This is a genomic window from Sodalis sp. RH15 (assembly GCF_047324255.1).
GTDB lineage: Bacteria > Pseudomonadota > Gammaproteobacteria > Enterobacterales > Enterobacteriaceae > Acerihabitans > Acerihabitans ligni.
Genome location: NZ_CP178738.1, coordinates 1,747,575 through 1,773,411, shown reverse-complemented (window position 1 = coordinate 1,773,411; position 25,837 = coordinate 1,747,575). Strand labels below are relative to the sequence as shown.

Below are 25,837 nucleotides of genomic sequence, written 5' to 3'. Positions count from 1 at the left end.
GTCCCGGCGGCTTCATGTTACCCTAGGATGCTATAAGACAACGGGGACGACAGGTAATGAGAAAATGGTGGCGGCGCACGGCGACCGTACTGGGATTGCTGTCCCGGCCGGTTTATGCCTGGCCGGGAATGGATATCAGCCTGCCGGCGGATCGGCAACTGCATCTGGTGGGCAGTATCCATATGGGTACCCGGGACATGGCGCCGCTGCCCGCCAGCCTGCTGCTGATGCTGCGTAAAGCCAGCGCGCTGATCGTGGAAGCGGATGTTACCGTCAGCCCGCCGCTCACCAGCGCCACGCCTGTAACGGCGCCCCTGGCCGAGCGGCTCTCACCCGACCACCTGGGGATCCTTCGGCGCCTGTGTGAAGAGTATCATTTGGACGAGAGCACGCTTGCAGGGCTTCCCGCCTGGCGTATCGCACTGATGCTGCAGGCGCACCAGGCCGAGGGGCTTGGACTGCGCGCGGCTTACGGTATCGATTACCAGTTGATCCAGGCGGCGAAGGCCATGGATAAACCGGTAATTGAACTGGAAGGCCCCGATGAACAGCTGGGACTGCTGCTGCAATTGCCGGATCAGGGCAATGCCCTGCTGGAGGATACCCTGAGCCATTGGCATACCAACGCTCGCCTGCTGCAGACCATGATCGGCTGGTGGATGAACCGCGGGCCCGCGGATGTAGGCAACGCCTTCCCCGCCACCTTCAGCAGCGAGCTTTACCATTACCTGATGACCGAACGCAACCGCCGCTGGAAATCAGCATTGGAGGCCCTCCCCGCCGGGGCGTATGTGGTGGCGGTAGGCGCGCTGCATTTATATGGCGAGCAAAACCTGCCCTCGCTGTTACAGTCTTGAATAGTATTTTAAACGCCGGGCATTTACCCTCCGGCGCCGGTACGTTACCCTAAATTATCCCTAATGCGATTTACGCTCAGGTTGACGCTATGACCCCTGCGGTTAAGTTATTGGAAAAAAACCATATCGTTTTTACCCTCCATCCCTATGAGCACGACAGCGATGAAACCCATTTCGGCGATGAGGCCGTTGAAAAGCTGGGGCTGGACGCCGCCCAGGTGTATAAAACCTTGCTGGTGGCATTAAATGGCGACCCCAGGCATCTGGCGGTGGCGGTCACCCCGGTGGCGCTGCAGCTGGACTTGAAAAAAGTCGCCAAAGCCCTGGGCGCCAAAAAAGCCGAAATGGCCGATCCCCAATTGGCGCAAAAAACCACCGGCTACCTGGTGGGCGGGATCAGTCCGTTAGGACAGAAAAAACGCCTGCCCACCGTTATTGACCGGCCGGCGCGGCAATTCGCCACTATTTTCGTTTCCGGCGGCAAGCGGGGACTGGATATTGAATTGAAACCCGGCGATTTAGGCCTGTTATTATCGGCCGTTTTCGCCGATATCGCCAAGCGGGACGGCCAGGACAAGGCGGCGGACCAAGCATGACCGAACGTATTCTCTCAGGGGCAAAATCCGGTGCAAGCCTGGCCCGGCGCACGGTCTTTCCCGTGCTGGCCGCCATCAGCGTCGCCCACCTGCTCAATGATATGATTCAGTCGCTGATCCTGGCGATTTACCCGCTGCTGCAAGCCTCTTTTTCCCTGAGTTTTACCCAGGTGGGCATGATTACCCTGACCTACCAGATCACCGCCTCGTTACTGCAACCCCTTATCGGCAGTTATACCGATAAACATCCGCAGCCCTACTCGCTGCCCATCGGCATGATGTTTACCTTGTGCGGCCTGCTGCTGATGGCCACCGCCGGCAGTTTCCCCTGGGTGCTGGCGGCGGCGGCGCTGGTGGGCACCGGTTCCTCGGTATTCCATCCGGAATCCTCACGGGTGGCGCGCATGGCCTCCGGCGGGCGCCATGGCCTGGCCCAATCGCTGTTCCAGGTGGGCGGCAATTTCGGCGCTTCGCTGGGGCCGCTGTTGGCCGCGTTAATCATCGCACCCTACGGTCGGGGGCATATTGCCTGGTTCTCTCTGGCGGCGCTGCTGGCTACGGTTATTCTGCTGCAGGTAGGCAAATGGTACCGCGGCGCGATAACGGCGCCCGCGGCTCGCCGCGGCCGGCCCGCCGCAGCGTCCGTTTTGCCCGCCCGCCGGGTGGCGGGGGCCATTGCTATTTTACTGGTGCTGATCTTCTCTAAGTATTTTTATTTAACCAGCATCAGCAGTTATTACACTTTTTATCTGATCCATAAATTCGGTTTGTCAGTGCAGGCGGCGCAGCTCCACCTGTTCGCCTTTTTGTTCGCCGTGGCGGTAGGCACCGTTATCGGCGGCCCGTTGGGCGATCGTATCGGCCGGAAATATGTTATATGGGGCTCCATACTCGGCGTCGCCCCTTTTACGCTGTGGTTGCCCCATGCGTCCCTGGCGGTGACCAGCGTGCTGACACTGTTTATCGGCGTGATTATCGCTTCGGCCTTTTCCGCCATCCTGGTCTTCGCCCAGGAGCTGTTGCCCGGCCGCATCGGCATGGTATCCGGACTGTTTTTCGGCTTCGCGTTCGGCATGGGGGGCCTTGGGGCGGCGGTGCTGGGTTATATTGCCGATTTGACCAGCATTGAATTTGTGTACCAAATCTGCGCATTCTTGCCTTTGCTAGGCATTCTCACCGCTTTTCTGCCCGATCCCCGCTGACAATCTCCTCCTTTCCCGCTGAAGATTGTTCAGCGGGGAACGTTTTTACCCCGAAATCCTTGGTGGCAAATTATAAAATCGGAAGAAATACACCTTTACAGCCTTTTCCCGGTAAAAGCTTTTTTTTTGCCGTCTTGCCATAAATTCCTACCCAAACTCCCCGGCTTTGCCATAAACTCAATATGTAAGTTTTTGTTTCTAACGCCTCTTGGCAAGGAGTCGGGATGCATCATGCCACACCACTCATCAATACCATTGTCGGAGGCCTGGTCCTGGCTTTTTTGCTGGGCATCCTTGCCAGTCGTTTTCGCATCTCCCCCCTGGTGGGCTATCTCGCCGCCGGGGTTCTCGTGGGTCCCCATACGCCTGGATTCGTCGCCGACACCTCCCTGGCGACGGAACTGGCAGAACTGGGGGTGATATTGCTGATGTTCGGGGTGGGGCTGCATTTTTCCTTCAAGGATCTGATGTCGGTAAAATCCATCGCCATCCCCGGCGCCATTGCCCAAATCGGCGTAGCCACCCTGCTGGGCATGCTTTTTTCCACGTTGATGGACTGGACGCCGGTCAACGGCCTGGTGTTCGGTCTGTGCCTGTCCACCGCCAGCACCGTGGTATTGCTGCGGGCGTTGGAGGAGCGGCAGCTCATCGATAGCCGGCGCGGACAAATCGCCATCGGCTGGCTGATTGTGGAAGATCTGGTGATGGTGCTGACGCTGGTATTACTGCCGGCGTACGGCAATATGCTGGGCAGCGACGCAGGCGGCAGCGCGCTGTCGTGGCAAGACCTGGCCATTACCATCGGCAAGGTGGTGGCGTTTATCACCTTGATGATTGTGGTGGGCCGCCGGGTAGTACCCTGGGTCCTGGCCAAAAGCGCCAGTACCGGCTCGCGGGAGCTGTTTACCCTTTCGGTGCTGGCCATGGCCCTGGGTATCGCTTTCGGCGCGGTGAAGCTGTTTGACGTTTCGTTTGCCCTGGGGGCATTTTTCGCCGGCGTGGTGCTTAGCGAATCAGAACTGAGCCACCGCGCCGCCCAAGATACCCTGCCTCTGCGGGATGCCTTCGCAGTGCTGTTTTTTGTGTCGGTGGGCATGCTGTTCGACCCGCTCATCGTTATCAACGAACCGGGAGCGGTGCTGGCGACGCTGGCCATTATCCTGCTGGGTAAATCGGCGGCTGCTTTCGCTCTGGTGAAGCTGTTCGGCCTCTCCACCCGCACCGCGCTGACGATTTCCGTCAGCCTGGCGCAAATCGGCGAATTCGCCTTTATTCTCGCCGGACTGGGCATCGCCCTGGGCATGCTGACCCAGGAAGGGCAAAATCTGGTGCTGGCGGGGGCGATTTTATCCATCATGACTAATCCGCTGATGTTTGCCGTGCTGGAGCGCTATCTGGCCCGGGATGCGACCGATGAAGAACAATATGCGGAACAAAAGCCGGGGGAAGAGCCCCAGTCCCCCATGGAAATCTGCCATCACGTGCTGCTGGTGGGATATGGCCGGGTGGGTAGCCTTATCGGCGCCAAACTGGCACAGGCAGGCATGCCGATGGTGGTGGTTGAGAACGCCCGCCCCCGGGTGGACGCCCTGCGCGAGCAAGGGATTAATGTGGTCATGGGCAATGCCGCCAAGGCGGAGATTCTTTCGCTGGCGCGCCTGGATTGCGCCCACTGGCTGCTATTGACGATTCCCAACGGCTTTGAAGCCGGACAAATTGTCGCCATGGCCCGAGCCAAGCGGCCGGATCTGCACATTGTCGCCCGCGCACATTATGATGAGGAAGTGACCTATATTACCGAACGCGGCGCAACGCAGGTGGTCATGGGTGAGCGGGAGATTGCCAATAGCATGATTTCCCTGCTGCAGCTTGAGACCTCCCTGGTACCCCAGACGGATGACAGCGTACCGGGGCAGCGTTCGCTGCCGTTTTAACGGCGTGATGCCGAAGGGCGGCTTATTTGTCCGTTGGTTCACTCACCAATTGCCGAAACAGCGCAATCTGCGAGGGGTTATCATTCAGGGCCGGAATATAATGGAACGTTTCACCGCCGGCATGAGTGAAGATTTCCCGATTCTGGACATTAATCTCTTCCAGGGTTTCCAAACAGTCCGACGAAAAGCCCGGACAGATCACCTGCACATGTTTCACCCCCTGTGCCGGTAAATCCCGCAGACTGTGATCGGTAAACGGCATCAGCCAGGGATCGCGGCCGAAACGGGACTGGAAGGTCATCATGACCCGCTCCGGGGGAAAATCCAGCGCGGCCACCAGAGCCCGGCGGGTATCCTCGCAGCGCTGCGGATAGTCATCCCCCTCACGCGCATAGCGCTGGGGAATGCCGTGGAAAGAGATAACTAGCCGGTCCGGGCGTCCGAGCCGGGCGAAAGAAGCTTCAATGCTCTGCTTCAGCGCCGCGATATAGGCGGGATGCTCGGCGTAATCGCGAATAAAGCGGATCGCGGGCAAACGGCGGTAGCCGGTTAAAATGCGGGCTACGGCATCCCAGATGGCGGCGCTGGTGGAACTGGAATATTGCGGATACAGCGGCAGGATTGTCAGGTTGGTTACCCCCGCGGCCAACAGGCGCTCAATGGCGGACGGCAGCGTGGGCCGGCCATAGCTCATGGCCAATTCCACCCTGGTATCGGGCAAGGCGGCCGCCAGCGCCGCCTGCTGACGCTTGCAATACACCATGAGCGGCGACCCCTCTTCCATCCAGACGCTGTTATACAGCTTCGCCACCCGGGGGGAACGAAAGGGCAGTATCACGCCGTGCAGCAGCGGCCACCAAAGAAGACGCGGGGTATCCACTACCCGCCGATCGCTGAGGAACTCGGCCAGATATCGTTTTACCGCCTGGGGCGTGGGTGCCTCGGGAGTGCCCAGATTAACCATCAGGACGGCGTTTTTTTCCTGCTCCATGACCTTATCTCCAGTTAAGGTTTAGCCGCCAACATCCTGTAATACAATGGGAATAGCCCGGCGGTTTCGATAAAACAGTGTAGCCGAAAAACCGGCGCGGGTGTTTATGATCCGGGCTAAGATTATCAATTGTTGCAATAGGTGGCGGGCCGAGCCAAAGGCCCGCCCGACTTGAGCGTGGGTTTTTAACCGAGGATCTTTGCCAGTTCGCCGCTGATTTCAGCGACTTTCCGGGTACCGTCGATTTTGAAATAGCGGGTATTGCCGGCATCGGCTTCCTGACGGTAGTAATCAATCAGTGGCGCGGTCTGCTGGTGATACTCCACCAGACGCTTGCGCACGGTTTCTTCCTGATCGTCTTTACGGCTGGTGAGCGGCTCGCCGGTGACGTCATCCTTGCCTTCTTCCTTCGGCGGGTTGAACTTGACGTGGTAAACACGGCCGGAAGGGGTGTGCACGCGGCGGCCGACGATGCGTTCGATAATCAGGCTGTCCGGTACGGCGAATTCCAGCACATAGTCCACGCTGATGCCGGCGTCCTTCATGGCATCCGCCTGGGGAATGGTGCGGGGGAAACCGTCCAGCAGGAATCCGTTACGGCAATCGTCCTGTTTAATCCGTTCTTTCACTAACGCAATGACTAATTCATCGGTCACCAGCTTGCCGGCATCCATGATTTCCTTGGCTTTTTTCCCCAGTTCGGATTGCGCTTTCACCGCAGCGCGCAGCATATCGCCGGTTGAAATCTGCGGAATACCGTACTTTTCCATAATAAACTGCGCCTGAGTGCCTTTACCGGCGCCTGGAGCGCCCAGCAGAATGATACGCATTGCGTAAATCCCCTTGCTAATCTTAAATGTAAAAAAGTGAGAAAACGCTAAACCTTACCACTAGTGTATAGCGTTCCTCAAGGCATGGCGGCTGGGAGAAGCGGTTTTATGCCGCTTTAGGAATCTTGCCCGGTACGGGGGGGTAAAAAAACGACGTGAATGTCCATATTATAGGCCGGGCAAGCCCGGCCTGAGCTTGTTGACAAAACGTTCGGTCGGGGCAAGGCTTTTACCCACCCCCCCAACGGCTTATTTGGCCAGCAGCTGATTCATGCGGCGGATAAACTGGTTCGGGTCGTCCAGCGTGCCGCGCTCCGCCAGCAGCGCCTGATCCAGCAACAGATCGATCCATTCACCGAAATGGCTTTCATCATTGATATCAGCCGCACGCTTGACCAGCGCATGCTCCGGATTGAGTTCAAATATATATTTGATTTCCGGGGCTTTCTGCCCGGCGGAGGCAAACAGCTTCGCCATCTGGGTGGTCATGTCGTTGGCATCGGTGGTCACGATGGCCGGGGTATCGGTGAGACGGTGGGTCAGGCGCACGTCCTTGACCCGATCTCCCAGCAGGGTCTTCACCCGGCTGACAAAAGGTTCCAGCGCTTTATCGGCGTCTTTGCGCTCTTCCGGCGTCTCTTCATCCGCCAGTTTATCCAGCGTCGCATCGGTTTTACTGATGGATTGGAACGGCTTGCCCTCGAATTCCGTCAGGTAGCTCATCATCCATTCATCAATACGATCGGACAGCAGCAGCACCTCGATGCCTTTTTTACGCAGCAGTTCCAGGTGCGGACTGCTCTTGGCGGCGGCATAGCTGTCGGCGGTGAGGTAATAGATTTTTTCCTGGCCTTCCACCATCCGGCCCAGATAGTCCTGCAGCGAGACGGTTTGCGCAGAGCTGTCGGTATGGGTAGAGGCAAAACGAAGCAGCTTGGCGATGCTTTCCCCATTGCCGGTATCTTCCCCCGGACCTTCTTTCAGCACCAGGCCGAACTGTTCCCAGAATTTCTGATAGTTTTCCGGATCGTCCTTGGCCAGCTTTTCCAGCATTTGCAGCGCGCGTTTGGTGAGGGCGCTTTTCAGGTTTTGCGTTACGCGGTTATCTTGCAGGATTTCTCGGGAGATGTTCAGCGGCAGATCGTTGGAATCAATCAGGCCCTTCACGAATCGCAGATAATTCGGCATGAACTGCTCGGCATCGTCCATGATAAAGACCCGCTGCACATACAGCTTCAGGCCATGCTTATGATCGCGATTCCACATATCCCAGGGGGCCTGGGCGGGAATATACAGCAGGCTGGTATATTCCTGCTTCCCCTCCACCCGGTTATGGCTCCAGATAAGCGGATCGCTGTAATCATGGGAAAGGTGTTTGTAGAATTCCTTGTATTCTTCGTCGCTTATCTCGCCCTTGCTGCGGGTCCACAGCGCCTGGGCTTTATTGATCTTCTCCCAGCTAATGGTTTCGGCGGCGTCATCGGCGGCTTGCGCGTCTTGATCCTCCGCGTCCCCTTCTTTCTCCGGCTTGCTGCGGGTTTCTATTTCCACCGGCAGGGCGATATGGTCGGAATATTTGCTGATGATGCTGCGCAAACGCCAGTCATCCAGGAATTCATCCTCGCCCTCGCGCATATGCAGCGTGATTTCAGTGCCGCGTTCAGGTTTGGTGATATCGGCAATGGTGTAATCCCCTTCACCGGCGGATTCCCAGAACACGCCTTCCTCGGCGGGAGCACCGGCGGCGCGGGTGCGCACGGTCACTTTATCCGCCACGATAAAGGCGGAATAGAAGCCGACGCCGAACTGGCCGATTAACTGGCTGTCCTTCACCTGATCCGACCCCATGGACTCAAGAAAGGCCTTGGTGCCGGATTTAGCGATGGTGCCCAGGTTGTCGATAACCTCGTCCCGACGCATGCCGATGCCGTTATCACTCAGGGTCAGCGTACGTTTCTCTTTATCGCACGACAGGCGGACTCGAAGTTCGCCGTCGCCTTCATAGAGCTCGGGCTGCGACAATGCGCGAAAACGAAGCTTATCCGCCGCATCCGAGGCGTTAGAGATCAGTTCGCGTATAAAGATTTCTTTATTGGAATAAAGTGAGTGGATCATTAACTGAAGTAGTTGTTTTACTTCAGATTGGAATCCGCGAGTTTCTTGTCCTTTCATACTTATACTTACCTCAATCCAAATAGCTGTCAGTCAGGCGGGTTTGCGTACAACGATGAAGAACAAATGGGGGTGGTTCAGAGGAATTTCAAGGCAAAAAAATGAAAATTGTTGGCGGATTCAACGAGGAAGAGGCCGGCACGCGCGGGGAAAATCCCCGCCCCGGCCTTAAAATTTGATGGGTTGGCGGCCCGCCAGGGAGTGTGAAAGGGTTGTACCGTCAACCATTTCCAACTCGCCGCCCATGGGCACGCCGTGGGCGATACGACTAGCCAGTACATTGTGATGGGCGCACATCTCGGCGATATAGTTGGCGGTGGCCTCCCCCTCCACCGTGGGATTGGTGGCAAGTATCACTTCAGCGATGTTTTCAACCGCCAGCCGCTCCTGCAGCCGGCCGAGGCCGATATCCTCCGGACCGATACCGTCCAGCGGGGATAAATGCCCCATCAGCACAAAATAGCGGCCGGCATATTGGCCGGTCTGTTCAATGGCGTGAATATCCGCGGGACTTTCCACCACGCAAATTTGCCGGCTCTGCGCACGGCGCGGATTGGCGCAGATGGTGCAGATATCCTGCTCGGTAAACGTCCGGCAGTCGGCGCACTGGCCGATTTCCGCCATGGCGCGGGTCAAGGACTGCGCCAGCCGCATGCCGCCGCCGCGATCCCGTTGCAATAAATGAAAAACCATGCGCTGCGCCGATTTCGGTCCCACCCCCGGCAGGCAACGCAACGCTTCCATTAACGCTTCAAGCAATGGGCTGGTTTGCATCAGAACGGCATTTTAAAACCGGGAGGAAGCTGCATGCCGCTGGAGACAGAGGCCATTTTTTCCTTCTGCGTCTCGGCGATGCGCCGGGCCGCATCGTTAAACGCCGCCGCGATCAGGTCCTCCAGCATATCCTTGTCGTCCTCCAGCAGGCTGGGATCCACTTCCACCCGGCGGCAGTTATGGGCGCCGTTGATGGTCACCTTAACCAGACCGGCGCCGGATTCACCGGTCACTTCCAACTGGGCGATCTCTTCCTGCATTTTCTGCATTCTTTCCTGCATTTGCTGGGCCTGCTTCATCAGGTTGCCCATGCCGCCTTTACCAAACATAATCTTCTCTCTCTCGTAGCTAACCGCAGCGCGGTAGTCATGCCGACGGTGCGGCGGTTAAACAGGACGGATGCTGTCTTCATCCAATTCGGCGTCAAAAAAACGCCGAAGCGTCTGGATGTTATTATCTTCGATAATTGCCTGACGCGCCTGCATCAATTTTTCTTCATAGATAGCTTGCCGCCATTCCAGAGGCGTACGCACCGCCGGATTATCGTCCGTCACCACGCTTAATTCAACCGGTGCGCCCAGTTCTGTGCTCAAGGCCTCGGCAATGGCGCCCTGGGCCATGTCGGAATTCAAATGCTGCTGGCCCGACCGCAGATGCAAACACACCTTGCCCGGCGCCAAATCTTCCCGAAAGGCGTTTAACGCCAGCTGCTGCACCAGCTTGGGCAGAGCCAGCCGGTCCACCAACGCCGCCCACGGATCGCGCTCCATCGATTCCGCCGCCAGCCGGGCGGCCAGCTCCGGCGTTTTTTCATGTTCGAGGGCGTTACGCAACGCCTTTGGCGTAGTGACCGGTTCGTCCGGCTCGGATTGAACGCTGGCCCGCCAGCGGTAGGCCTCCGGCTTGGCGTCTTGGTCCGCTTTAGGTCCCTTTTGTCCGCCGAGCTGACGCTGTTGGGCCTGTTCAGTGACCGACGCCAAACGCTCCAATGCGCTGTTCGCCGGTTTCTGGCGCTCCGGCGTCAAAGCCGGTTCAGCTTTTTTTGGCTTGCGGCTCTCACTGCGTTGCATCAGCGCGGTGCGGGCCTGCAGTAGCTGGGCGGTGTTCTTTGGCAAATCAGCCGCCGCGGGAAGATCTTCATCGCCGGCTCCGGGCCCAGGAGCCGGCCCGGCGGCGGCGTCCGGCTCCGCCGGCCCAAACATGGCCGCCGAGTCGGCATCACCCTCGGCCCGAGAACTTGGCGCCGGGTAAACAGCATTGGGATTCGTAGGGGGCAACGAGGAAGCCGGCGCATCCTGTGCGCCTGTATGCGACTGTGCCGGCGCGCTGGTTTCGTTCCTACCCGAACGCGGCGGGAGAATCGTGCCCTGTCGTTCCGCCGGTCGAGGGTGGATAGGGCTCGGAAGAGCGCGTTCTTCTGGTCCGGCGTTTGCCGGAGCGGTTTCGTCAGCGCCATAATCCAGGTTCGCCGATGTATCGCCCGAAGAGTGCTCCGCCTGCGGCGAAAACGCCTGGTGACGGGGATGAAATGCCAGTGCGCGCAGCAGTGTCATTTCAACGCCCATCCGCCGATCGGGCGCGAAGGGCAGCTCTTTACGTCCCACCAGCAGCGTTTGGTAATAAAGCTGCAAATCGGCGGGGGGGATCAGCCGCGCCAGCTCACGCAATCTTGACAGGATAACGGCATCGTCTTCATCCGACAGGGCATCCGGCAAAAGCTGCCCCATGGCAACGCGATGCAACAGCGTCAGCATTTCCACCAGCAGCGTTTCCCAGTCAATCCCGCGGGAGGCGCACTGGGCCAGCTGCGCCATCATGGCGCTGCCGTCCGCCTTCACCAGCGCCTCTATCAGCGCCAGGGGCTGCTCGGTATTCAGGGTGCCCAGCATATCGCTGACCGTCCGGGTGGTCACCTGCCCCCCGCCCATGGCGATGGCCTGATCGGTCAAACTCAGCGCATCGCGCATGCTGCCGTCGGCGGCCCGGGCCAAAAGCTGGAGCGCCCGCGGCTCGCTGCCGAGACCCTCCCGCTGGAGGATACGATCGAGCTGATCGCGAATCTGTACGATGTCCAGCGCCTTTAGATGAAACTGCAGGCAGCGGGATAATATGGTCACCGGCAGCTTTTGCGGGTCGGTGGTGGCCAAAAGAAACTTCACGTGGGACGGCGGCTCTTCCAGCGTTTTCAGCAGCGCGTTGAAGCTGTGCCGCGACAGCATGTGGACTTCGTCTATAAGATAGACTTTAAAGCGGCCCCGGGCGGGAGCATATTGCACATTATCCAGCAGATCGCGGGTATCTTCCACCTTGGTGCGTGAGGCCGCGTCAATCTCGATAAGATCGACGAATCGTCCCTGTTCAATCTCTCGGCAGTTATCGCAAACGCCGCACGGCGTGGCAGTAATCCCGGTTTCGCAATTCAGCCCCTTCGCCAGCAAACGGGCAATAGTGGTCTTGCCGACCCCCCGGGTGCCGGATAATAAATACGCATGATGAATCCTGCCCAGTGAAAGGCCGTTGGTGAGCGCCGTCAGAACATGTTCCTGACCTACAACATCTGAAAACGTCTGCGGACGCCATTTACGGGCAAGAACCTGATAGCTCATGGGTCGCGAAAAAGTCGGTGAACAGGAGGCCATGCTAACACAGCCCCACACCGAAGCGCGAGGCTGATATACCCATCATCTTTCACGTTACAGCTGTGTCGGCTGTAACGTGAAAGATGATGGGTAAATGAATCAGTGGCCGGGGAAAACCACCAGACTGTAACTCTCTACCGCCATGCGTTTAAGACGCTCTTCGCCGCCGAGATCCGCCAGATTAATCACAAACGCCGCGTCATGGACCTCGCCGCCCAGCCGGCGGATGAGTTTAACCGTCGCCTCGATGGTGCCGCCGGTGGCCAGCAAATCATCCACCACCAGCACTTTATCCCCCGGCTTGATAGCGTCCTGATGGATTTCCAGCATATCCACGCCGTACTCAAGCGCATAGCTTTCGCTCAGCGTCTCGCGGGGAAGCTTGCCGGGCTTGCGGACCGGTACAAAACCCAACCCCAGCGCCAGCGCCACCGGAGCGCCGAACAGGAACCCGCGGGCCTCCGTGCCGACGACTTTGGTCAGCCCTTTGTCCCGGTAGCGATCGGCCAGCAGCCGAATACTGGCGGCATAAGCCTCGGGCTGCTCCAGAAGGCTGGTGATATCCCGAAAAAAAATGCCTGGTTTAGGGTAATCGGGGATTGTTTTGATACTATTTTTTATACGTTCTAGCTGTAGGTCCATCGCGGTCATAATATATGCGCCTGAAACTTTTGAAATCACAATCCGCGCGGACATATAAACCAGCCCGCCGACAGTAATGCTCAGGCTATCATGGACTGGCGGGAAATACCGCGCACGAAAGCGCTCAAATTTATGCAAACCGGCAAAAAATTGCAATACCGGTGCACCGCCATCTGGTCTTTTATTGTTTCACATCAACCCGGACGGAACACGGCGGTCAAAGTAATTCTGCCACTCTTGGCCTTTAATTACATTACATTGAAAACATTTCCCTTACTGGGATTTGCTGTTAACACCGTGCATGACCGGCGCGAGCGCGTTATTATTGCGTATTGAGGTAAATGGGTAATCAACAACAGGTAAGCGGCGTGCAGTCACTTAAATTTATCAATGCGTTAAGCGAAAAGCTCAATGCACTGGCCACCCGCATCGAGGCCACCGGCCATAATGACGCAGCCCAGTCTCGCTTTGATCATAAGCTATTTCAAAGCCGCGGCACAGGACTGGCGGATTACCTGGCCGAATGCAGGCTGACGCTGCAGCACCTGACCGAGACGGCGCAACAGGGACGAACCGAGCAGGTCGCCTGGCTGGCCCAACGGCTACTGGATCAAATGACCGCCCTGGCGCGGGAACTGGCCACCCTGGATTTACGCCGCCGGCAGGCGCCGGTTGCCGCGCCGGTGGATGATTATGTAAAGCTGGCGGAACATCAGGATTACGAACGCCGGTTGATGACGCTTATCCGTGACCGGGAAAGCCTGCGGCAAAACTGCGGCGATAGAGGCCGCCAACATCAGTTACAACAGGAAATCGCCGCCCTGGAAGGCCGTCTCACCCGTTGCCGGCAGGCGTTGACGCGAATTGAAAAACTGATTGAGCGCCGTGAAAACGGGGGAAGTATCGGTTGAGCTTGGGGCTGGGCCTCGGACGGGATGGTCATCATTAATGATACGCTTACTATTTGGCATGCTATCAATCTCATCTATACTCTCTTTTTTATCCAGCTTGGCAAAGCTTGCGGGAGAGACCGGTGGCGCTTGAAGATGAGTCCCCAGAGGTTAAATTAGCGGTCGATTTGATCATGCTGTTGGAAAGCAATGATGTGGAACCGGAGCTGGTCCTGGCGGCGCTGGAAATAGTCAAAAAAGACTATCAGCTAAAGCACCGGCGGCAGGAAGAGAACCCTCTATGCTGACGCCGCCGCGTGGCGCAGGCTGGGGCTAAGCCGCAGCATATCGATCAACACGGCGACCAGAACCCGTGAGCCCCCCTGCAGGTCGAAGGTTCCCGGCACGAACAGCCAGTTCTCCATCAGGCCGGTCATATAGGCCCGCAGCATAATCGCGGCGCGGCGACAGTGTAAATCCTCCGGCAATTGTCCGCAGGCAATACACCGCTTGAGAACTTCTTCGATCCGTTCGTAGCATTCGGCATACAATCCTTTGCGCACGTCCTGGAACAGGGCCATTTCGCCGACAAATTCACATTTATGAAATACAATTTCCATCAGCGCGCGCCATTCTGTATTGGAAACGGTGGACTCCAGAATGTAAATCAATGTCTCTGTGAGCACATGGAGTGGATCATCGGGAAATTTTGCCTGATACTCAAGCTCCAACGCATGAATCTTTGATTCGGCGTTATGCCAAATCTCATTAAATAACTCGACTTTATTCTTGAAATGCCAATAAATAGCACCACGGGTCACCCCCGCCACCGTCGCGATATCGGTTAACGACGTAACCGAGACGCCGCGACGGGAGAATTCATGGACAGCGGCGTCTAAAATGTGTTGCCGGGTTTCCAGAGCCTGTAGTTTGGTTTTTCGTGCCATGGCGCTTTTTTTGGAGGTCTTTAGATTTACATACATTCGCGAATGTATGTAACATAGCATAAGGCTAATTGTTACGCAGCAATAGGTTTGCAGGCTTGTGATCAGTTGATCAACTTTAAATTTTTTAAAATCGGACTCTTGAGGTTTACTATGATCAAAAACAGAGGGATTTTGCCTCTGGCAGCCGTTCTGATGCTTTCAGGCAGCTTTATTCTTGTTGGATGTGACAATAAGGATGCTAAACAGGCAGGTAATCAGCAACAGGCCCCGGAAGTGAGTGTAGTGACGGTAAAAAAACAATCATTGAATGTCACAACCGATCTACCCGGCCGTACCAACGCCTTCCGTGTTGCCGAAGTCCGCCCTCAGGTCAACGGTATCATCTTGAAGCGGAATTTTGTCGAAGGCAGCGACGTGCAGGCCGGAGCATCGCTTTATCAAATCGACCCGGCGACTTACCAGGCCGCCTATGACAACGCCAACGGCGCCCTGGCGCAAGCGCAGGCAAACGCGGCTATCGCCAAGGTTACCGTCAACCGGTATCAAAAACTGCTCCCCACCAATTTTGTCAGCAAGCAGGATTATGATACGGCAGTGGCCACCATGCGTCAGGACGATGCCGCAGTGGTAGCGGCCAAAGCCACCCTTGAGTCCGCCCGCATCAACCTGGCCTATACCCGCGTCACCTCCCCCATCAGCGGCCGTATCGGTAAATCCGCCTATACCGAAGGCGCGTTGGTCACCAATGCCCAAACTACCGCCATGGCTACCGTGCAGCAGTTGGATCCCATGTATGTGGATGTCACCCAGTCGAGCAATGACTATTCGCGGTTGAAGCAGGAACTGGCCAACGGCACGCTGAAGCAGCAAAACGGTAAGGCCACCGTGCGTCTCCTGATGGAAGACGGCAGCGTTTACGCACAAAGCGGTACGCTGGAATTTTCAGACGTCACCGTGGATGAAACCACCGGGTCCATTACCCTGCGCGCCATATTCCCCAATCCGCAGCTTACCCTGCTGCCCGGCATGTTTGTCCGTGCCCGCCTGGATGAAGGGGTAAACGACAGCGCGCTATTGGTGCCGCAACAAGGCATTACCCATGACCCGCGCGGCAATGCCACCGCCATGGTAGTCGGCCCGGACAATAAAGTCGCCCTACGTCAAATCACCGCGCCGCAGGCGATTGGCGATAAATGGCTGGTGACCGCCGGTTTGCAGGAAGGCGATCGCGTCATCGTCACCGGGCTGCAAAAAGTCAGACCGGGCGCGCAGGTGACAGCAAAAGAGGCAACGACAGACGAACAAAAACCGGGACAACCGCAGCCTGAAAATGCCAGCAAGTCTTAATAGGAACGGGTAAACCACATGGCCAAGTTTTTTATAGATCGCCCCATTTTCGCATGGGTGATTGCCATTATCATTATGCTCGGGGGCGCTTTATCGATCTTAAAGCTGCCTATTGAGCAATATCCTGCCATTGCGCCGCCGGCAATCCAGATCACCGCCACCTATCCTGGCGCCGATGCCACAACGGCACAAAATACCGTAACCCAGGTTATCGAACAGAACATGAACGGTATCGACCATCTGCTGTATATGTCGTCTAACAGCGACTCATCCGGTACGGTGCAGATTACCCTCACGTTCGATTCCGGCGTCAACCCGGATATCGCCCAGGTGCAGACGCAGAACAAACTGCAGCTGGCGATGCCGCTGTTGCCGCAGGAAGTACAGCAGCAAGGGGTGAGAATCCAGAAATCCAGTTCCAGCTTTTTGATGGTGGCAGGGTTTATCAGCGATGACCCCAACATGACGCAGCAGGATATCTCGGATTATGTGGGGTCGCATATCCAGGACCCCATCAGCCGAACCCAAGGCGTAGGGAATTTCCAGTTGTTCGGTTCGTTGTACGCCATGCGCGTGTGGATGGACCCGAATAAACTGAATAATTACCAGCTGACCCCGGTGGATGTCATCAATGCGCTGACGGTACAGAATAGCCAGATCGCCGCCGGCCAGTTGGGTGGAATGCCGGCCATCCAGGGCCAGCAGTTGAACGCCTCCATCATCGTGCAGACCCAGCTCACCAGCGTCAAGGAATTCGGCAACATCCTGCTGAAAGTGAATCCCGACGGTTCCCAGGTGCGTTTGCGGGATGTGGCGAAGATAGAGCTGGGCGGGCAAAACTATAACGTTGTCGCGAAATTCAACGGTCGTCCGGCTTCCGGCCTGGGTATACAGCTGGCCACCGGCGCCAATGCCCTGGATACCGCCGCGGCGGTAAAAGCCGAACTGGGAGAGCTTGAAAAGAACTTCCCCGCCGGATTGAAGGTGGTCTATCCCTACGATACCACGCCGTTCGTGAAAATCTCCATTCAGGAAGTGGTCAAGACCCTGGTGGAAGCGATCATCCTGGTATTCCTGGTGATGTATCTTTTCCTGCAAAACTTCCGCGCGACCCTCATCCCCACCATCGCGGTGCCGGTGGTGTTGTTGGGGACCTTTGCCATTTTGAATGCCTTCGGATACTCCATCAATACCTTGACCATGTTCGCTATGGTGCTGGCCATCGGGTTATTGGTGGACGACGCCATCGTGGTGGTGGAGAACGTCGAGCGGGTGATGGCTGAAGAGGGCCTGAGCCCCAAGGACGCCACCCGCAAGTCCATGACGCAAATCCAGGGCGCCCTGGTGGGCATCGCACTGGTGCTGTCGGCGGTATTCGTACCCATGGCATTTTTCGGCGGCGCCACCGGCGCCATCTACCGTCAGTTCTCCATCACTATCGTTTCCGCCATGATCTTGTCGGTGCTGGTGGCGATGATTCTGACGCCGGCCCTGTGCTCCACGCTGTTGAAGCCGATAGCAAAAGGCGATCACGGCATCAATACCGGTTTCTTCGGCTGGTTCAATAAAAGATTCAGTCAAAGCACTCATCACTATACCGACAGTATCGGCCATATCCTCAACAGTACCGGCCGCTATCTGATTATCTACCTGTTGATAGTGGTGGGCATGGCCCTGCTGTTTATCCGTCTGCCCACGTCGTTTCTGCCCGAGGAAGATCAGGGGGTGTTCCTGACCATGGTGCAGTTGCCGGTGGGGGCGACCCAGGAGCGCACGCAGAATGTGCTCGACCAGGTTGCCTATCACTTTATGCACGACGAGAAAAACAACGTCAATTCGGTATTTACCGTCAGCGGCTTTGGTTTCTCCGGCCGTGGACAAAACAACGGCCTGGCGTTTGCCAGCCTCAAGGACTGGAGCGAGCGCGGCGGCAGCGACAATAAGGTTCCGGCCATACTCGGCCGCGCCAATGCCGCTTTCGCCAAAATCAAGGACGGTATCGCGCTCTCGTTCAACCTGCCGGCGATCATCGAACTGGGTAACGCCACTGGTTTCGATTTCGAATTGATCGATAACAACGGTCTGGGCCACGAGAAGCTGACCGAAGCGCGTAACCAGTTGTTGGGCATGGTCGCCCAGCATCCGGATCTGCTGGCGGGGGTCCGGCCCAACGGACTGGAAGATACGCCGCAGTTCAAGCTTGACGTGGATCAGGAAAAAGCGCAGGCGCTGGGAGTCACCCTCTCGGACCTGAATACCACCATCGGCGCGGCGCTAGGCAGTAGCTACGTCAACAACTTCGTTGACCGCGGCCGTGTCAAACAGGTCTATGTCCAGGGCGATGCTCCGTTCCGTATGCTGCCGACGGATATCGGTAATTGGTTCGTGCGCGGTTCCGATGGCCAGATGGTGCCGTTGTCGGCGGTGACCACCAGTCATTGGCAATACGGTTCGCCGCGTCTGGAACGCTACAACGGCCTGCCCTCTATGGAAATACAGGGGGAAGCGGTACCGGGTAGAAGTACCGGTGAAGCCATGGAGATGATGGAACAATTAGCGGCAAAACTGCCTGCCGGCATAAGCTACAGCTGGACCGGCATGTCCTATCAGGAACGCCTGTCCGGTAACCAGGCGCCGGCGCTGTACGCTATTTCATTGATTGTGGTATTCCTCTGCCTGGCGGCATTGTACGAAAGCTGGTCAATTCCGTTCGCGGTCATGCTGGTGGTTCCCCTTGGGGTGGTGGGCGCGTTGATAGCCGCCTCCCTGCGCGGGCTGACCAACGACGTGTACTTCCAGGTGGGCCTGCTGACGACCATCGGCCTGTCGGCGAAGAACGCTATCCTTATCGTGGAATTCGCCAAGGATTTGATGGATAAAGAAGGCAAAGGATTGGTGGAGGCGACATTGGAGGCGGTGCGTATGCGGCTACGCCCGATTCTGATGACGTCCCTGGCCTTTATCCTCGGCGTATTGCCGCTGGCCATCAGTACCGGTGCCGGTTCGGGCGCGCAAAACGCGGTGGGTACCGGCGTTATGGGCGGGATGATCACCGCTACCCTGCTGGCGATCTTCTTTGTACCGGTGTTCTTTGTGGTGGTTCGCCGCCGCTTTGGCAACCGGTCCGAAAATGAAAACCATCCTGATCGGCCGGTGTAGACAATCCTTACCATGATTAAGTGTTTACCAAGGCCGCGCAAGCGGCTTTTTTTGTCGGTTTGACTTGGGGTGAAAAGCGTGCATAATAGTTATGATATAACATAACATATGAGGTGATTTATGAAACCTGCCATACATCCGGACTATCGCACCGTGGTATTCCATGACACCAGTGCTGATACCTATTTCAAAATCGGCTCCACCATAAAAACCGACCGCACACTTGAACTGGACGGGAAAACCTATCCCTACGTGACGGTTGAGGTCTCATCCGAATCGCATCCGTACTACACGGGCAAACAGAGAATTGTGGATAAAGAAGGCAGCACGGCGCGCTTTAACCAGCGTTTTGGTCGTTTTTTCAGTAAAGAGCCGTCATAAGGGAAGAGCCTCGCCATGCAGGTATTGAGTTCGTTACGTTCGGCGAAAACCCGCCACAAGGATTGCAAGGTAGTACGCCGTCGCGGCCGTATCTATGTTATCTGTAAATCCAATCCTCGCTTTAAAGCCGTCCAGGGCGGCAGCAGGAAAAAATAGTCCAGGGCACGTTCGTCGTTTTTATCAGGGCCATCCGTTCGGGGCCCTTTTTTATTGCCGGTTATTGTTGAAATACACCGACACCATCCCTATATAGAGTCTAGGCAGCCACCCCGACAGCCGCGATGATATTCGCCTCAGGCAGAGTTGGCGGGAGCGGCCCTTGTGATGTGTATCTGACGCTATCCGGTCAAAGTGTTATGTAAATTAAGCGATTAAGACCGATTTGCAACGTGTTGTCATAATTTTTCGTCAATAAAGGGTGTGTAATGCAGCAAGAAATGGTAATAATAAATATCGTGTAGGATGCTCTACTAGAAATGAGTCTTTATCTGGCGGCCACTCGGCAACGGTAATGACTTTCACCGGTATCCTTCAATTTGTTTTCGATATGTATTACTACTCACTTCCTAACTGTGATGATGGTATCTTGCTCATAACCCGGTCTGTGCATGGGCAGTGGTTCTGGCTGCGATATAAATTGCACGGGCATGGAACAGTAAGTTAATGTAAGCTGATTGTGCTATACTGCTCAAATCTTCTATCTTTAAATAGAGCGCAAGTATCGGCACGGATAAGAAGCAGCTCAATCTCGGTCGATTTTAAAGATGACGGTAATTTGTCGAAGGTAGGAGGGCTGATATGGACGAGTATTCACCCAAAAGACATGATATTGCGCAACTAAAATTCCTTTGTGCTACTCTTTATGATGAAGGCATTGCCAGCCTCGGTGATAGTTACCATGGGTGGGTTAATGATCCCGCTTCCGCCATAAATCTGCAGATGAATGAATTAATTGATCATATTGCTTCTTATATGGTGAGCTTCAAGCTTAAATACCATAATGAAAGCGATCTCACCGATCATGTTGAATCTTTCCTGGATGATACGTTTACGCTATTCAGCAGCAGTGGTATCAACAACTTGGATGTTCAGAGATGGCGTACCAGCCGCTCCCGCTTATTCGGAACATTCTCAGAGACTGAGCTTTGTATTTCTTGAAACAGTAAATGATATTTTAACATTCTACTCAACATCTAAGGCCATCATGAAAAAAATCGACTATTTAATGCGTCTACGCAAATGCAGAACCCTTGAGACATTGGAACGCGTGATTGAAAAGAACAAATACGAACTGTCCGACGATGAGCTTGAGATATTCAACTCCGCAGCGGACCATCGCCTGGCTGAGCTGACGATGGATAAGCTCTATGATAAAGTTCCGGTATCTGTCTGGAAGTATGTTCGATAAATGCCTACCATTTGCTACTAAGTATTAACATTATTATATATCCTCATCTATATAAATGGTCATCGTGCATACATCATCAACCTTATAAAAAGTGTTGTTTTTTGTGGTTTGAATCGCTGCTAATCTATATGAAAACCCGTTTCACATCCCTAGTTCAAAGGACGCTCGCCTAAAAAGTAACATCGTTCAAATCTTTCCCAGCAGCAAGCATGGTACAAACGGGATTTGCCAGTGGTTAATTTTAATGCGCGTTTGGCGGAAGGAATATCAGCCGAAAAAATTCAAGAATCAATATATCCAAAACATCCTATTTCGCCCAAGACTAATAAGGAATGGGGCGATAATGTACAGACTAAGACTTTGTCGCCACGTTCGAACTTTGTGATAATTCATTAATATCAATAGACACCAGGAATCATCCAGGCACTTTCCGGGATAAAATGTATTAGGATGCTATAAACATGCAGATTACATTCTTGTTTAGCGTCGACCTCTTTACGAGATGATCACAGGAATAAGTCGCCATATTGTTTCACAGCGAATAATCAGTCAAAGCGGATTCAAATGGGTGGAGGCTCCGCCAGCGACATCCCGGCACACACGACGCTTGCTACGGCTGCTTCCTTCCGGACCTGACCGAGTTCACAAGTTAATGTTGCGGGAGCACCAACAGAGCCTCCATTGACGGCCTTAATTTCTAAGGCGCGGGGCATTATCGATGATGCCCCCATCAATTGCAAGCCGATAGCATTTAAGCGCTGCTTTCTTCGCCGAAGTCTCCGGATACCGCCGTCCGACCAGGGCGCCTTCCACGCCGGCGCCTTTTGTGCCAACATGGACCGCTCTATTTTGGCTTTGGCTGCAGCGTATATGGATGAACCAACAGATTCCTTTCGTCAGCGCGTCTTCCAGATTATTGCCGCCATTCCGGCCGGCAGCATTACCACCTATGGCGAGGTAGCCCTGCTGGCCGGCTCGCCACGCGCCGCCAGGCAGGTTGGCGGTATCCTGAGCCGCCTGCCTGAGGGCACAGCCCTGCCCTGGCACCGTGTGCTCAATAGACATGGCGGTATTTCGCTGCCCGGAGAAGGCTTCCACCGCCAAAAAGCGGCGCTGGAAGCCGAAGGTATAGAAATCAACGATCAGGGTAACGTCAGTCTTGAACGTTACCGCTGGCAGTGGTAAGTCGACAGGCGTCGGGCCTTATCAGCCGGCAGTCGCGTCCCACAGACCTGCGGGACAAACCGGTTTAAAGTTGATTAGGCGCCGGTATGCTGCTTGAAGGCGTAACCTGCGTCGGCGACGTGGCGGGCACTGTAGAGGGGACTATGGGCCGGCTTGCCAAAGGTATTGACGTTGCGGGGACGAGAACCAAATCCTGCTTGGTGCCGCCATTGTTAATCACAGGTTTTACCTGCTCGGTCATTAGCGCCACACGTCCGTTGACGGTAATGGCCGCGCTCAGCAGAATGCGCGCGTTGGGCTGGATTTCGGTGGGATTATAGGGCAGCACGAAGCTGAACGGCGCCTGTTTGCCTTCGGTGCGTATCACACGCTGCGATATGACGGTGGAAGGGACATCGGACAAACTTGCATCTGACAGGGTCACGGTTAACACCGCATCAGGCGGCAATGCCAAACGTTGCCTGATCCATACGGTACCTGTCACCGCTGGCTGTCTTATGGCATCCGCCCCCTCCGCCGTACCGGGGGTTTTAAACGCGGGAGTCGCCACCTGATGCTCTCTATTCCCGTGAGTACAGCCGCCGAGCGCTGCCAATAAAACGACACCGCCGATTGTTTGCCAGAGTTTCATGATTTACCTCTCCTTCTTATTATCAGTTCATCATTTCACCACTCGTCAACGGCGGTGAATTCGTAGTGGTTAATACCACCTAATGCTTTAATAATGGCACAGGATCCTGATATTTTCCTGCCGGGCGCATTCGCGGGTAAACTCATTGGGGTCAACCCCGCTCAGGGGATGCGGCGGACGCCTGGTGAATGGTGGAGTCGGTGTCCAGAGCATTATCCTTAATCCATTTGAATTTTAACGGTATTCGCCTATGAGCCACACACTTGATCAGCTATTGGCGCTGATGACGTTGGAAAAAATTGAAGAAGGGCGCTTTCTCGGCCAAAGCGAAGACTTAGGGCTAAAGCGTGTTTTTGGCGGCCAGGTGGTCGGCCAGGCGCTGTTTGCCGCCCGGCAAACAGCGCCTGACGGACGCATTCTGCATTCTTGCCATTGTTATTTCCTGCGTCCCGGAGACAGCAATGAACCTATCATGTACCAAGTTGCCAACCTGCGCGACGGCAATAATTTCAGCGCCCGCCGGGTAGACGCCATACAACGGGGCCAAACCCTCTTTTCCATGACTGCATCTTTCCAATATCCCGAAGAGGGATTTGAGCATCAAGACACCATGCCGCAGGTGGCGTCTCCCGAAGGATTAACATCGGAGCGGGAAATTATGGCCCGCCTGGGGGGGAATCTGCCGCCGCTGCTGCGGGAAAGATTATCTGGAGAGCAACCCTTCGAAGTCCGCCCGGTTATATTTCATAACCCCGCCAAGGGCCGACCGGAAAAACCCGAGCGCTATATCTGGCTGCGCGCCAACGGCGCCATGCCGGCAGATATCCATAGCCACCAGTATTTACTGGGTTATATATCCGATTTCAATTTCCTGCCTACCGCCCTCCAACCCCACGGCGTGGGCTTTCTCGAACCGGGCATGAACATCGCCACCATTGATCACTCCATATGGTTTCATCGGCCGTTCAATCTCGAGGACTGGCTGTTATATGCCATACAAAGTCCCTCCGCCTCGGGAGCGCGCGGTTACGTGCGCGGGCAATTCTACAGCCGCGACGGGAGGCTTATCGCATCGGCAACCCAGGAAGGCGTCATGCGCCGCGCCAATGAACCAGGTTAATCCAACCGGCGGAAAAGCGCCCCACAGCGCGGTAGGCCCGCTATCGCCGATCATGCAGCGAACGTGTTAAGGGAGACCGCGAAAATGGAGGCGAATCTGTCCGCAAAAAAAACGGGGCGTCATCTAGACGCCCCGGTTCAATGATGTGCCGGTAAACTTTTACCGGCCAATCCTGCATAAGTTATTCGTTGTAAGCACTTTCGCCATGGCTGTTGACATCCAGACCTTCGCGTTCCTGTTCTTCGGAAACCCGCAGACCCACCGCGATATCAGCAATCTTGAAGCCGACAAAGGCAACCACGCCGGACCATATCAAACAAACGATCACGCTATAAAGCTGTACCCACAGTTGATGACCCATGGTCACGCCCTGCGCATAACCGACGCCGCCCAGTGAAGCGGAAGTGAAGACACCGGTCAGCAGACAGCCGCAGATACCGCAAACGCCGTGCACACCGAACACATCGCAAACGTCATCCACACGCAGCCATTTCTTCAGGGCAACCACACCCCACAGACCGGCGACACCGCCCACCAAGCCAATGACCAGCGCACCGCCGACACCGACGAAGCCGGCCGCCGGAGTAATGGCAACCAAACCGGCGATACAACCGGAACAGGCGCCCAGCAAAGAAGGCTTGCCGCGAATCATCCACTCGACGAACACCCAGGAAAGAATGGCGCCGGCGGTAGCCATGACCGTATTGATAAACGCCAGTCCGGCGATTTCATTGGCGGCGCTGGCGGAACCGGCGTTGAAGCCAAACCAGCCGACATAAAGAATGGCGGTACCGGTGAATACCATCGGCAGGTTATGCGGTTTAAATGATTCTTTACCAAAGCCTGCGCGTTTGCCCAGCATATAAGCGCCGATCAGACCTGCACTGGCGGCGTTGATGTGTACCACCGTACCGCCGGCGAAGTCCAGCGCGCCCATGGACGCCAAATAACCGCCCGCCCACACCATATGCGCCATCGGCACATAAGAGAATGTCAGCCAGATAACCACAAAAATCAGAACGGCGGAGAAACGGATGCGTTCCGCCAGCGCGCCGACGATCAGACCCACGGTGATACAGGCGAAAGAACATTGGAACGCCACATGCACCAGCTGATAGAAAGTCCCCATCAACGCCGTGGTTTCAATGTTTTTCAGCATCGCCCAGGTAAAGCCGCCGAAGAAGGGATTGCCTTCACTGAAGGCCAAAGAGTAACCGTACAGCATCCACAGCACGCAAACCATGGCAAAGGTTACCGCCACCTGGGTCAGCATTGACAGGACGTTTTTGGCGCGTATCAAGCCGCCGTAAAATAAAGCGATGCCCGGTAACGTCATAAACAGCACCAAAGCGGTGCTAATCATCATAAACGCATTATCGGCCTTATCAACAACAGGTGTCGCGGCCATGGCCCATGTGGGCAACAATGCCACTGCCCCAAGACCGGTTAATGAGACAAGTTTCTTCATTTTCATTCATCCCTATCCACAAAATTCGCGCGTGTCGTTAAAGTGCTGCTTCATCGGTCTCGCCGGTACGAATGCGAATAACCCGTTGTAACTCAGCAACAAAAATCTTGCCGTCCCCGATTTTACCGGTGTAAGCCGCTTTACTGATGACGTCGATAACTTCATCCAATTGATCATCGGCAATGGCAATATCAATTTTCACTTTTGGCAGGAAATTAACGCTGTATTCAGCCCCGCGATAAAGTTCAGCATGGCCTTTTTGCCGTCCAAACCCTTTTACCTCGGTGACCGTTAGCCCTTGAATACCCACAGCAGAAAGTGCTTCTCGCACGTCTTCCAATTTAAATGGTTTTATCACCACGGTTACCAGCTTCATATGCTCCCCCTCAAGAATTTGGATCCGAACTCGCGACCACTACGCCTGAGTAAAGCAAAGCATGTGCCATAAATGTTTTGAAATAGAAATTTACCCTTCGATGCCTGCCCATGGAGCGCGGGCAGGTTTGTCTTTGATTTTATCGGAAGCTGCGTCCAAAGAGAGGGAGAATAGGTGCACCAAAAAGAGGCGCCGCGCCTGATAAGGGTGCATTGGCGCGGGTGAATGCTGGTTAATGCCCGATTGCGGTGCGGGTAGATGTAAATGGGCGGACCATTCAGCCCGCCC

25 protein-coding genes and 1 other RNA gene are annotated in these 25,837 nt (G+C 55.6%); 14 read left to right on the top strand and 12 right to left on the bottom strand.

Translation table 11 applies throughout. The features are described 5' to 3' along the window. Window positions 1-56 precede the first annotated feature (56 nt). The 4 genes from ACL2XO_RS08280 to ybaL all read left to right on the top strand — a co-directional run bounded on the left by ACL2XO_RS08280 (window position 57) and on the right by ybaL (window position 4,589). Window positions 57-857: a TraB/GumN family protein gene (locus tag ACL2XO_RS08280; RefSeq protein WP_413742531.1), complete on the top strand. Its 801-nt coding sequence runs from the start codon at window positions 57-59 to the stop codon at window positions 855-857. Between the two features lie 89 nt (window positions 858-946). After that, window positions 947-1,453: a Cys-tRNA(Pro)/Cys-tRNA(Cys) deacylase YbaK gene (ybaK, locus tag ACL2XO_RS08275; RefSeq protein ID WP_413742530.1), complete on the top strand. Its 507-nt coding sequence runs from the start codon at window positions 947-949 to the stop codon at window positions 1,451-1,453. Then, complete coding sequence (locus tag ACL2XO_RS08270; RefSeq protein WP_413723651.1) at window positions 1,450-2,655, top strand: MFS transporter; 1,206 nt, start codon at window positions 1,450-1,452, stop codon at window positions 2,653-2,655. The genes ybaK and ACL2XO_RS08270 overlap by 4 nt, the downstream gene beginning before the upstream one ends. A 224-nt stretch (window positions 2,656-2,879) precedes the next feature. Further along, window positions 2,880-4,589, top strand: a complete 1,710-nt coding sequence (gene ybaL / locus ACL2XO_RS08265) for a YbaL family putative K(+) efflux transporter (protein ID WP_413742529.1) — start codon at window positions 2,880-2,882, stop codon at window positions 4,587-4,589. 22 nt (window positions 4,590-4,611) lie between these two features. On the opposite strand, the gene hemH is transcribed toward ybaL, so the two are convergent. The 7 genes from hemH to apt form a co-directional block, all read right to left on the bottom strand. Next, a complete protein-coding gene (gene hemH, locus ACL2XO_RS08260; protein WP_413723649.1) occupies window positions 4,612-5,580 on the bottom strand; it encodes a ferrochelatase in 969 nt (322 codons plus the stop codon). Window positions 5,581-5,765: 185 nt separating this feature from the next. Further along, window positions 5,766-6,410 (bottom strand): adenylate kinase, encoded by a 645-nt coding sequence (gene adk / locus ACL2XO_RS08255; RefSeq protein WP_203522383.1) that lies wholly within the window; start codon window positions 6,408-6,410, stop codon window positions 5,766-5,768. Window positions 6,411-6,659: 249 nt separating this feature from the next. Further along, window positions 6,660-8,582, bottom strand: a complete 1,923-nt coding sequence (htpG, locus tag ACL2XO_RS08250) for a molecular chaperone HtpG (RefSeq protein WP_413723648.1) — start codon at window positions 8,580-8,582, stop codon at window positions 6,660-6,662. 168 nt (window positions 8,583-8,750) lie between these two features. Further along, the gene (gene recR, locus ACL2XO_RS08245; RefSeq protein ID WP_413723647.1) at window positions 8,751-9,356 is read right to left on the bottom strand and encodes a recombination mediator RecR; all 606 of its coding nucleotides are present in this window, start codon (window positions 9,354-9,356) and stop codon (window positions 8,751-8,753) included. Continuing rightward, window positions 9,356-9,685, bottom strand: a complete 330-nt coding sequence (locus ACL2XO_RS08240) for a YbaB/EbfC family nucleoid-associated protein (protein ID WP_132922907.1) — start codon at window positions 9,683-9,685, stop codon at window positions 9,356-9,358. The genes recR and ACL2XO_RS08240 overlap by 1 nt, the downstream gene beginning before the upstream one ends. Window positions 9,686-9,742: 57 nt before the next feature. Continuing rightward, window positions 9,743-11,962, bottom strand: a complete 2,220-nt coding sequence (dnaX, locus tag ACL2XO_RS08235) for a DNA polymerase III subunit gamma/tau (protein ID WP_413742528.1) — start codon at window positions 11,960-11,962, stop codon at window positions 9,743-9,745. A gap of 132 nt (window positions 11,963-12,094) precedes the next feature. Then, window positions 12,095-12,646, bottom strand: a complete 552-nt coding sequence (gene apt, locus ACL2XO_RS08230; RefSeq protein ID WP_413723645.1) for an adenine phosphoribosyltransferase — start codon at window positions 12,644-12,646, stop codon at window positions 12,095-12,097. 359 nt (window positions 12,647-13,005) lie between these two features. Here apt and priC point away from each other — a divergent pair, with 359 nt between their 5' ends. Together priC and rsmS are read left to right on the top strand one after the other, a co-directional pair. Next, window positions 13,006-13,548 (top strand): primosomal replication protein PriC, encoded by a 543-nt coding sequence (gene priC, locus ACL2XO_RS08225; RefSeq protein ID WP_132922910.1) that lies wholly within the window; start codon window positions 13,006-13,008, stop codon window positions 13,546-13,548. 122 nt (window positions 13,549-13,670) lie between these two features. Then, window positions 13,671-13,835, top strand: a complete 165-nt coding sequence (gene rsmS, locus ACL2XO_RS08220; RefSeq protein ID WP_132922911.1) for a pleiotropic regulatory protein RsmS — start codon at window positions 13,671-13,673, stop codon at window positions 13,833-13,835. Here rsmS and acrR read toward each other — a convergent pair. Next, window positions 13,827-14,474, bottom strand: coding sequence for a multidrug efflux transporter transcriptional repressor AcrR (gene acrR / locus ACL2XO_RS08215; RefSeq protein ID WP_132922912.1), 648 nt, complete (start codon window positions 14,472-14,474; stop codon window positions 13,827-13,829). The genes rsmS and acrR overlap by 9 nt on opposite strands. A gap of 150 nt (window positions 14,475-14,624) precedes the next feature. On the opposite strand from acrR, the gene ACL2XO_RS08210 reads away from it, so the two are divergent. The 6 genes from ACL2XO_RS08210 (at window position 14,625) to ACL2XO_RS08185 (ending at window position 20,769) form a co-directional block, all read left to right on the top strand. Next, on the top strand, window positions 14,625-15,821 hold the full coding sequence (locus tag ACL2XO_RS08210; RefSeq protein WP_132922913.1) for an efflux RND transporter periplasmic adaptor subunit: 1,197 nt from the start codon (window positions 14,625-14,627) through the stop codon (window positions 15,819-15,821). A gap of 18 nt (window positions 15,822-15,839) precedes the next feature. After that, window positions 15,840-18,980 (top strand): efflux RND transporter permease subunit, encoded by a 3,141-nt coding sequence (locus ACL2XO_RS08205; RefSeq protein ID WP_413723644.1) that lies wholly within the window; start codon window positions 15,840-15,842, stop codon window positions 18,978-18,980. 120 nt (window positions 18,981-19,100) lie between these two features. Next, entirely contained in the window at window positions 19,101-19,361 is a 261-nt protein-coding gene (locus tag ACL2XO_RS08200; RefSeq protein WP_413723643.1) for a type B 50S ribosomal protein L31, read from the top strand. 15 nt (window positions 19,362-19,376) lie between these two features. Then, window positions 19,377-19,517: a type B 50S ribosomal protein L36 gene (gene ykgO / locus ACL2XO_RS08195; RefSeq protein ID WP_132922916.1), complete on the top strand. Its 141-nt coding sequence runs from the start codon at window positions 19,377-19,379 to the stop codon at window positions 19,515-19,517. Window positions 19,518-20,159: 642 nt separating this feature from the next. Continuing rightward, complete coding sequence (gene tomB / locus ACL2XO_RS08190; RefSeq protein WP_132922917.1) at window positions 20,160-20,519, top strand: Hha toxicity modulator TomB; 360 nt, start codon at window positions 20,160-20,162, stop codon at window positions 20,517-20,519. Window positions 20,520-20,565: 46 nt separating this feature from the next. Then, a complete protein-coding gene (locus ACL2XO_RS08185; protein ID WP_132922918.1) occupies window positions 20,566-20,769 on the top strand; it encodes an HHA domain-containing protein in 204 nt (67 codons plus the stop codon). A 575-nt stretch (window positions 20,770-21,344) separates the two neighbouring features. Here the strand turns inward: ACL2XO_RS08185 and ffs are convergent. Continuing rightward, window positions 21,345-21,441, bottom strand: an RNA gene (gene ffs / locus ACL2XO_RS08180) — signal recognition particle sRNA small type. 198 nt (window positions 21,442-21,639) lie between these two features. Here ffs and ACL2XO_RS08175 point away from each other — a divergent pair. Next, on the top strand, window positions 21,640-21,954 hold the full coding sequence (locus ACL2XO_RS08175) for an MGMT family protein (protein WP_413723642.1): 315 nt from the start codon (window positions 21,640-21,642) through the stop codon (window positions 21,952-21,954). A gap of 64 nt (window positions 21,955-22,018) precedes the next feature. Here the strand turns inward: ACL2XO_RS08175 and ACL2XO_RS08170 are convergent, their stop codons facing one another. Next, window positions 22,019-22,585 carry a YbaY family lipoprotein gene (locus ACL2XO_RS08170; protein ID WP_132922920.1) on the bottom strand — a complete coding sequence of 189 codons (567 nt, stop codon included), beginning with the start codon at window positions 22,583-22,585 and terminating at the stop codon, window positions 22,019-22,021. A 250-nt stretch (window positions 22,586-22,835) separates the two neighbouring features. Between ACL2XO_RS08170 and tesB the strand changes: the two genes are divergently transcribed. Then, the gene (tesB, locus tag ACL2XO_RS08165; protein ID WP_413723641.1) at window positions 22,836-23,705 is read left to right on the top strand and encodes an acyl-CoA thioesterase II; all 870 of its coding nucleotides are present in this window, start codon (window positions 22,836-22,838) and stop codon (window positions 23,703-23,705) included. Between the two features lie 181 nt (window positions 23,706-23,886). Here tesB and amtB read toward each other — a convergent pair whose 3' ends face one another. Then, entirely contained in the window at window positions 23,887-25,173 is a 1,287-nt protein-coding gene (gene amtB / locus ACL2XO_RS08160) for an ammonium transporter AmtB (RefSeq protein WP_165934155.1), read from the bottom strand. 37 nt (window positions 25,174-25,210) lie between these two features. After that, window positions 25,211-25,549, bottom strand: a complete 339-nt coding sequence (glnK, locus tag ACL2XO_RS08155) for a P-II family nitrogen regulator (protein WP_009639071.1) — start codon at window positions 25,547-25,549, stop codon at window positions 25,211-25,213. Window positions 25,550-25,837 lie beyond the last annotated feature (288 nt).

Coding starts and splice junctions, on each gene's coding strand:
- ACL2XO_RS08280 (WP_413742531.1), top strand. CDS start 57: ATGAGAAAATGGTGGCGGCGCACGGCGACCGTACTGGGATTGCTGTCC.
- ybaK (WP_413742530.1), top strand. CDS start 947: ATGACCCCTGCGGTTAAGTTATTGGAAAAAAACCATATCGTTTTTACC.
- ACL2XO_RS08270 (WP_413723651.1), top strand. CDS start 1,450: ATGACCGAACGTATTCTCTCAGGGGCAAAATCCGGTGCAAGCCTGGCC.
- ybaL (WP_413742529.1), top strand. CDS start 2,880: ATGCATCATGCCACACCACTCATCAATACCATTGTCGGAGGCCTGGTC.
- hemH (WP_413723649.1), bottom strand. CDS start 5,580: ATGGAGCAGGAAAAAAACGCCGTCCTGATGGTTAATCTGGGCACTCCC.
- adk (WP_203522383.1), bottom strand. CDS start 6,410: ATGCGTATCATTCTGCTGGGCGCTCCAGGCGCCGGTAAAGGCACTCAG.
- htpG (WP_413723648.1), bottom strand. CDS start 8,582: ATGAAAGGACAAGAAACTCGCGGATTCCAATCTGAAGTAAAACAACTA.
- recR (WP_413723647.1), bottom strand. CDS start 9,356: ATGCAAACCAGCCCATTGCTTGAAGCGTTAATGGAAGCGTTGCGTTGC.
- ACL2XO_RS08240 (WP_132922907.1), bottom strand. CDS start 9,685: ATGTTTGGTAAAGGCGGCATGGGCAACCTGATGAAGCAGGCCCAGCAA.
- dnaX (WP_413742528.1), bottom strand. CDS start 11,962: ATGAGCTATCAGGTTCTTGCCCGTAAATGGCGTCCGCAGACGTTTTCA.
- apt (WP_413723645.1), bottom strand. CDS start 12,646: ATGACCGCGATGGACCTACAGCTAGAACGTATAAAAAATAGTATCAAA.
- acrR (WP_132922912.1), bottom strand. CDS start 14,474: ATGGCACGAAAAACCAAACTACAGGCTCTGGAAACCCGGCAACACATT.
- ACL2XO_RS08210 (WP_132922913.1), top strand. CDS start 14,625: ATGATCAAAAACAGAGGGATTTTGCCTCTGGCAGCCGTTCTGATGCTT.
- ACL2XO_RS08205 (WP_413723644.1), top strand. CDS start 15,840: ATGGCCAAGTTTTTTATAGATCGCCCCATTTTCGCATGGGTGATTGCC.
- ACL2XO_RS08200 (WP_413723643.1), top strand. CDS start 19,101: ATGAAACCTGCCATACATCCGGACTATCGCACCGTGGTATTCCATGAC.
- ykgO (WP_132922916.1), top strand. CDS start 19,377: ATGCAGGTATTGAGTTCGTTACGTTCGGCGAAAACCCGCCACAAGGAT.
- tomB (WP_132922917.1), top strand. CDS start 20,160: ATGGACGAGTATTCACCCAAAAGACATGATATTGCGCAACTAAAATTC.
- ACL2XO_RS08185 (WP_132922918.1), top strand. CDS start 20,566: ATGAAAAAAATCGACTATTTAATGCGTCTACGCAAATGCAGAACCCTT.
- ACL2XO_RS08175 (WP_413723642.1), top strand. CDS start 21,640: ATGGATGAACCAACAGATTCCTTTCGTCAGCGCGTCTTCCAGATTATT.
- ACL2XO_RS08170 (WP_132922920.1), bottom strand. CDS start 22,585: ATGAAACTCTGGCAAACAATCGGCGGTGTCGTTTTATTGGCAGCGCTC.
- tesB (WP_413723641.1), top strand. CDS start 22,836: ATGAGCCACACACTTGATCAGCTATTGGCGCTGATGACGTTGGAAAAA.
- amtB (WP_165934155.1), bottom strand. CDS start 25,173: ATGAAGAAACTTGTCTCATTAACCGGTCTTGGGGCAGTGGCATTGTTG.
- glnK (WP_009639071.1), bottom strand. CDS start 25,549: ATGAAGCTGGTAACCGTGGTGATAAAACCATTTAAATTGGAAGACGTG.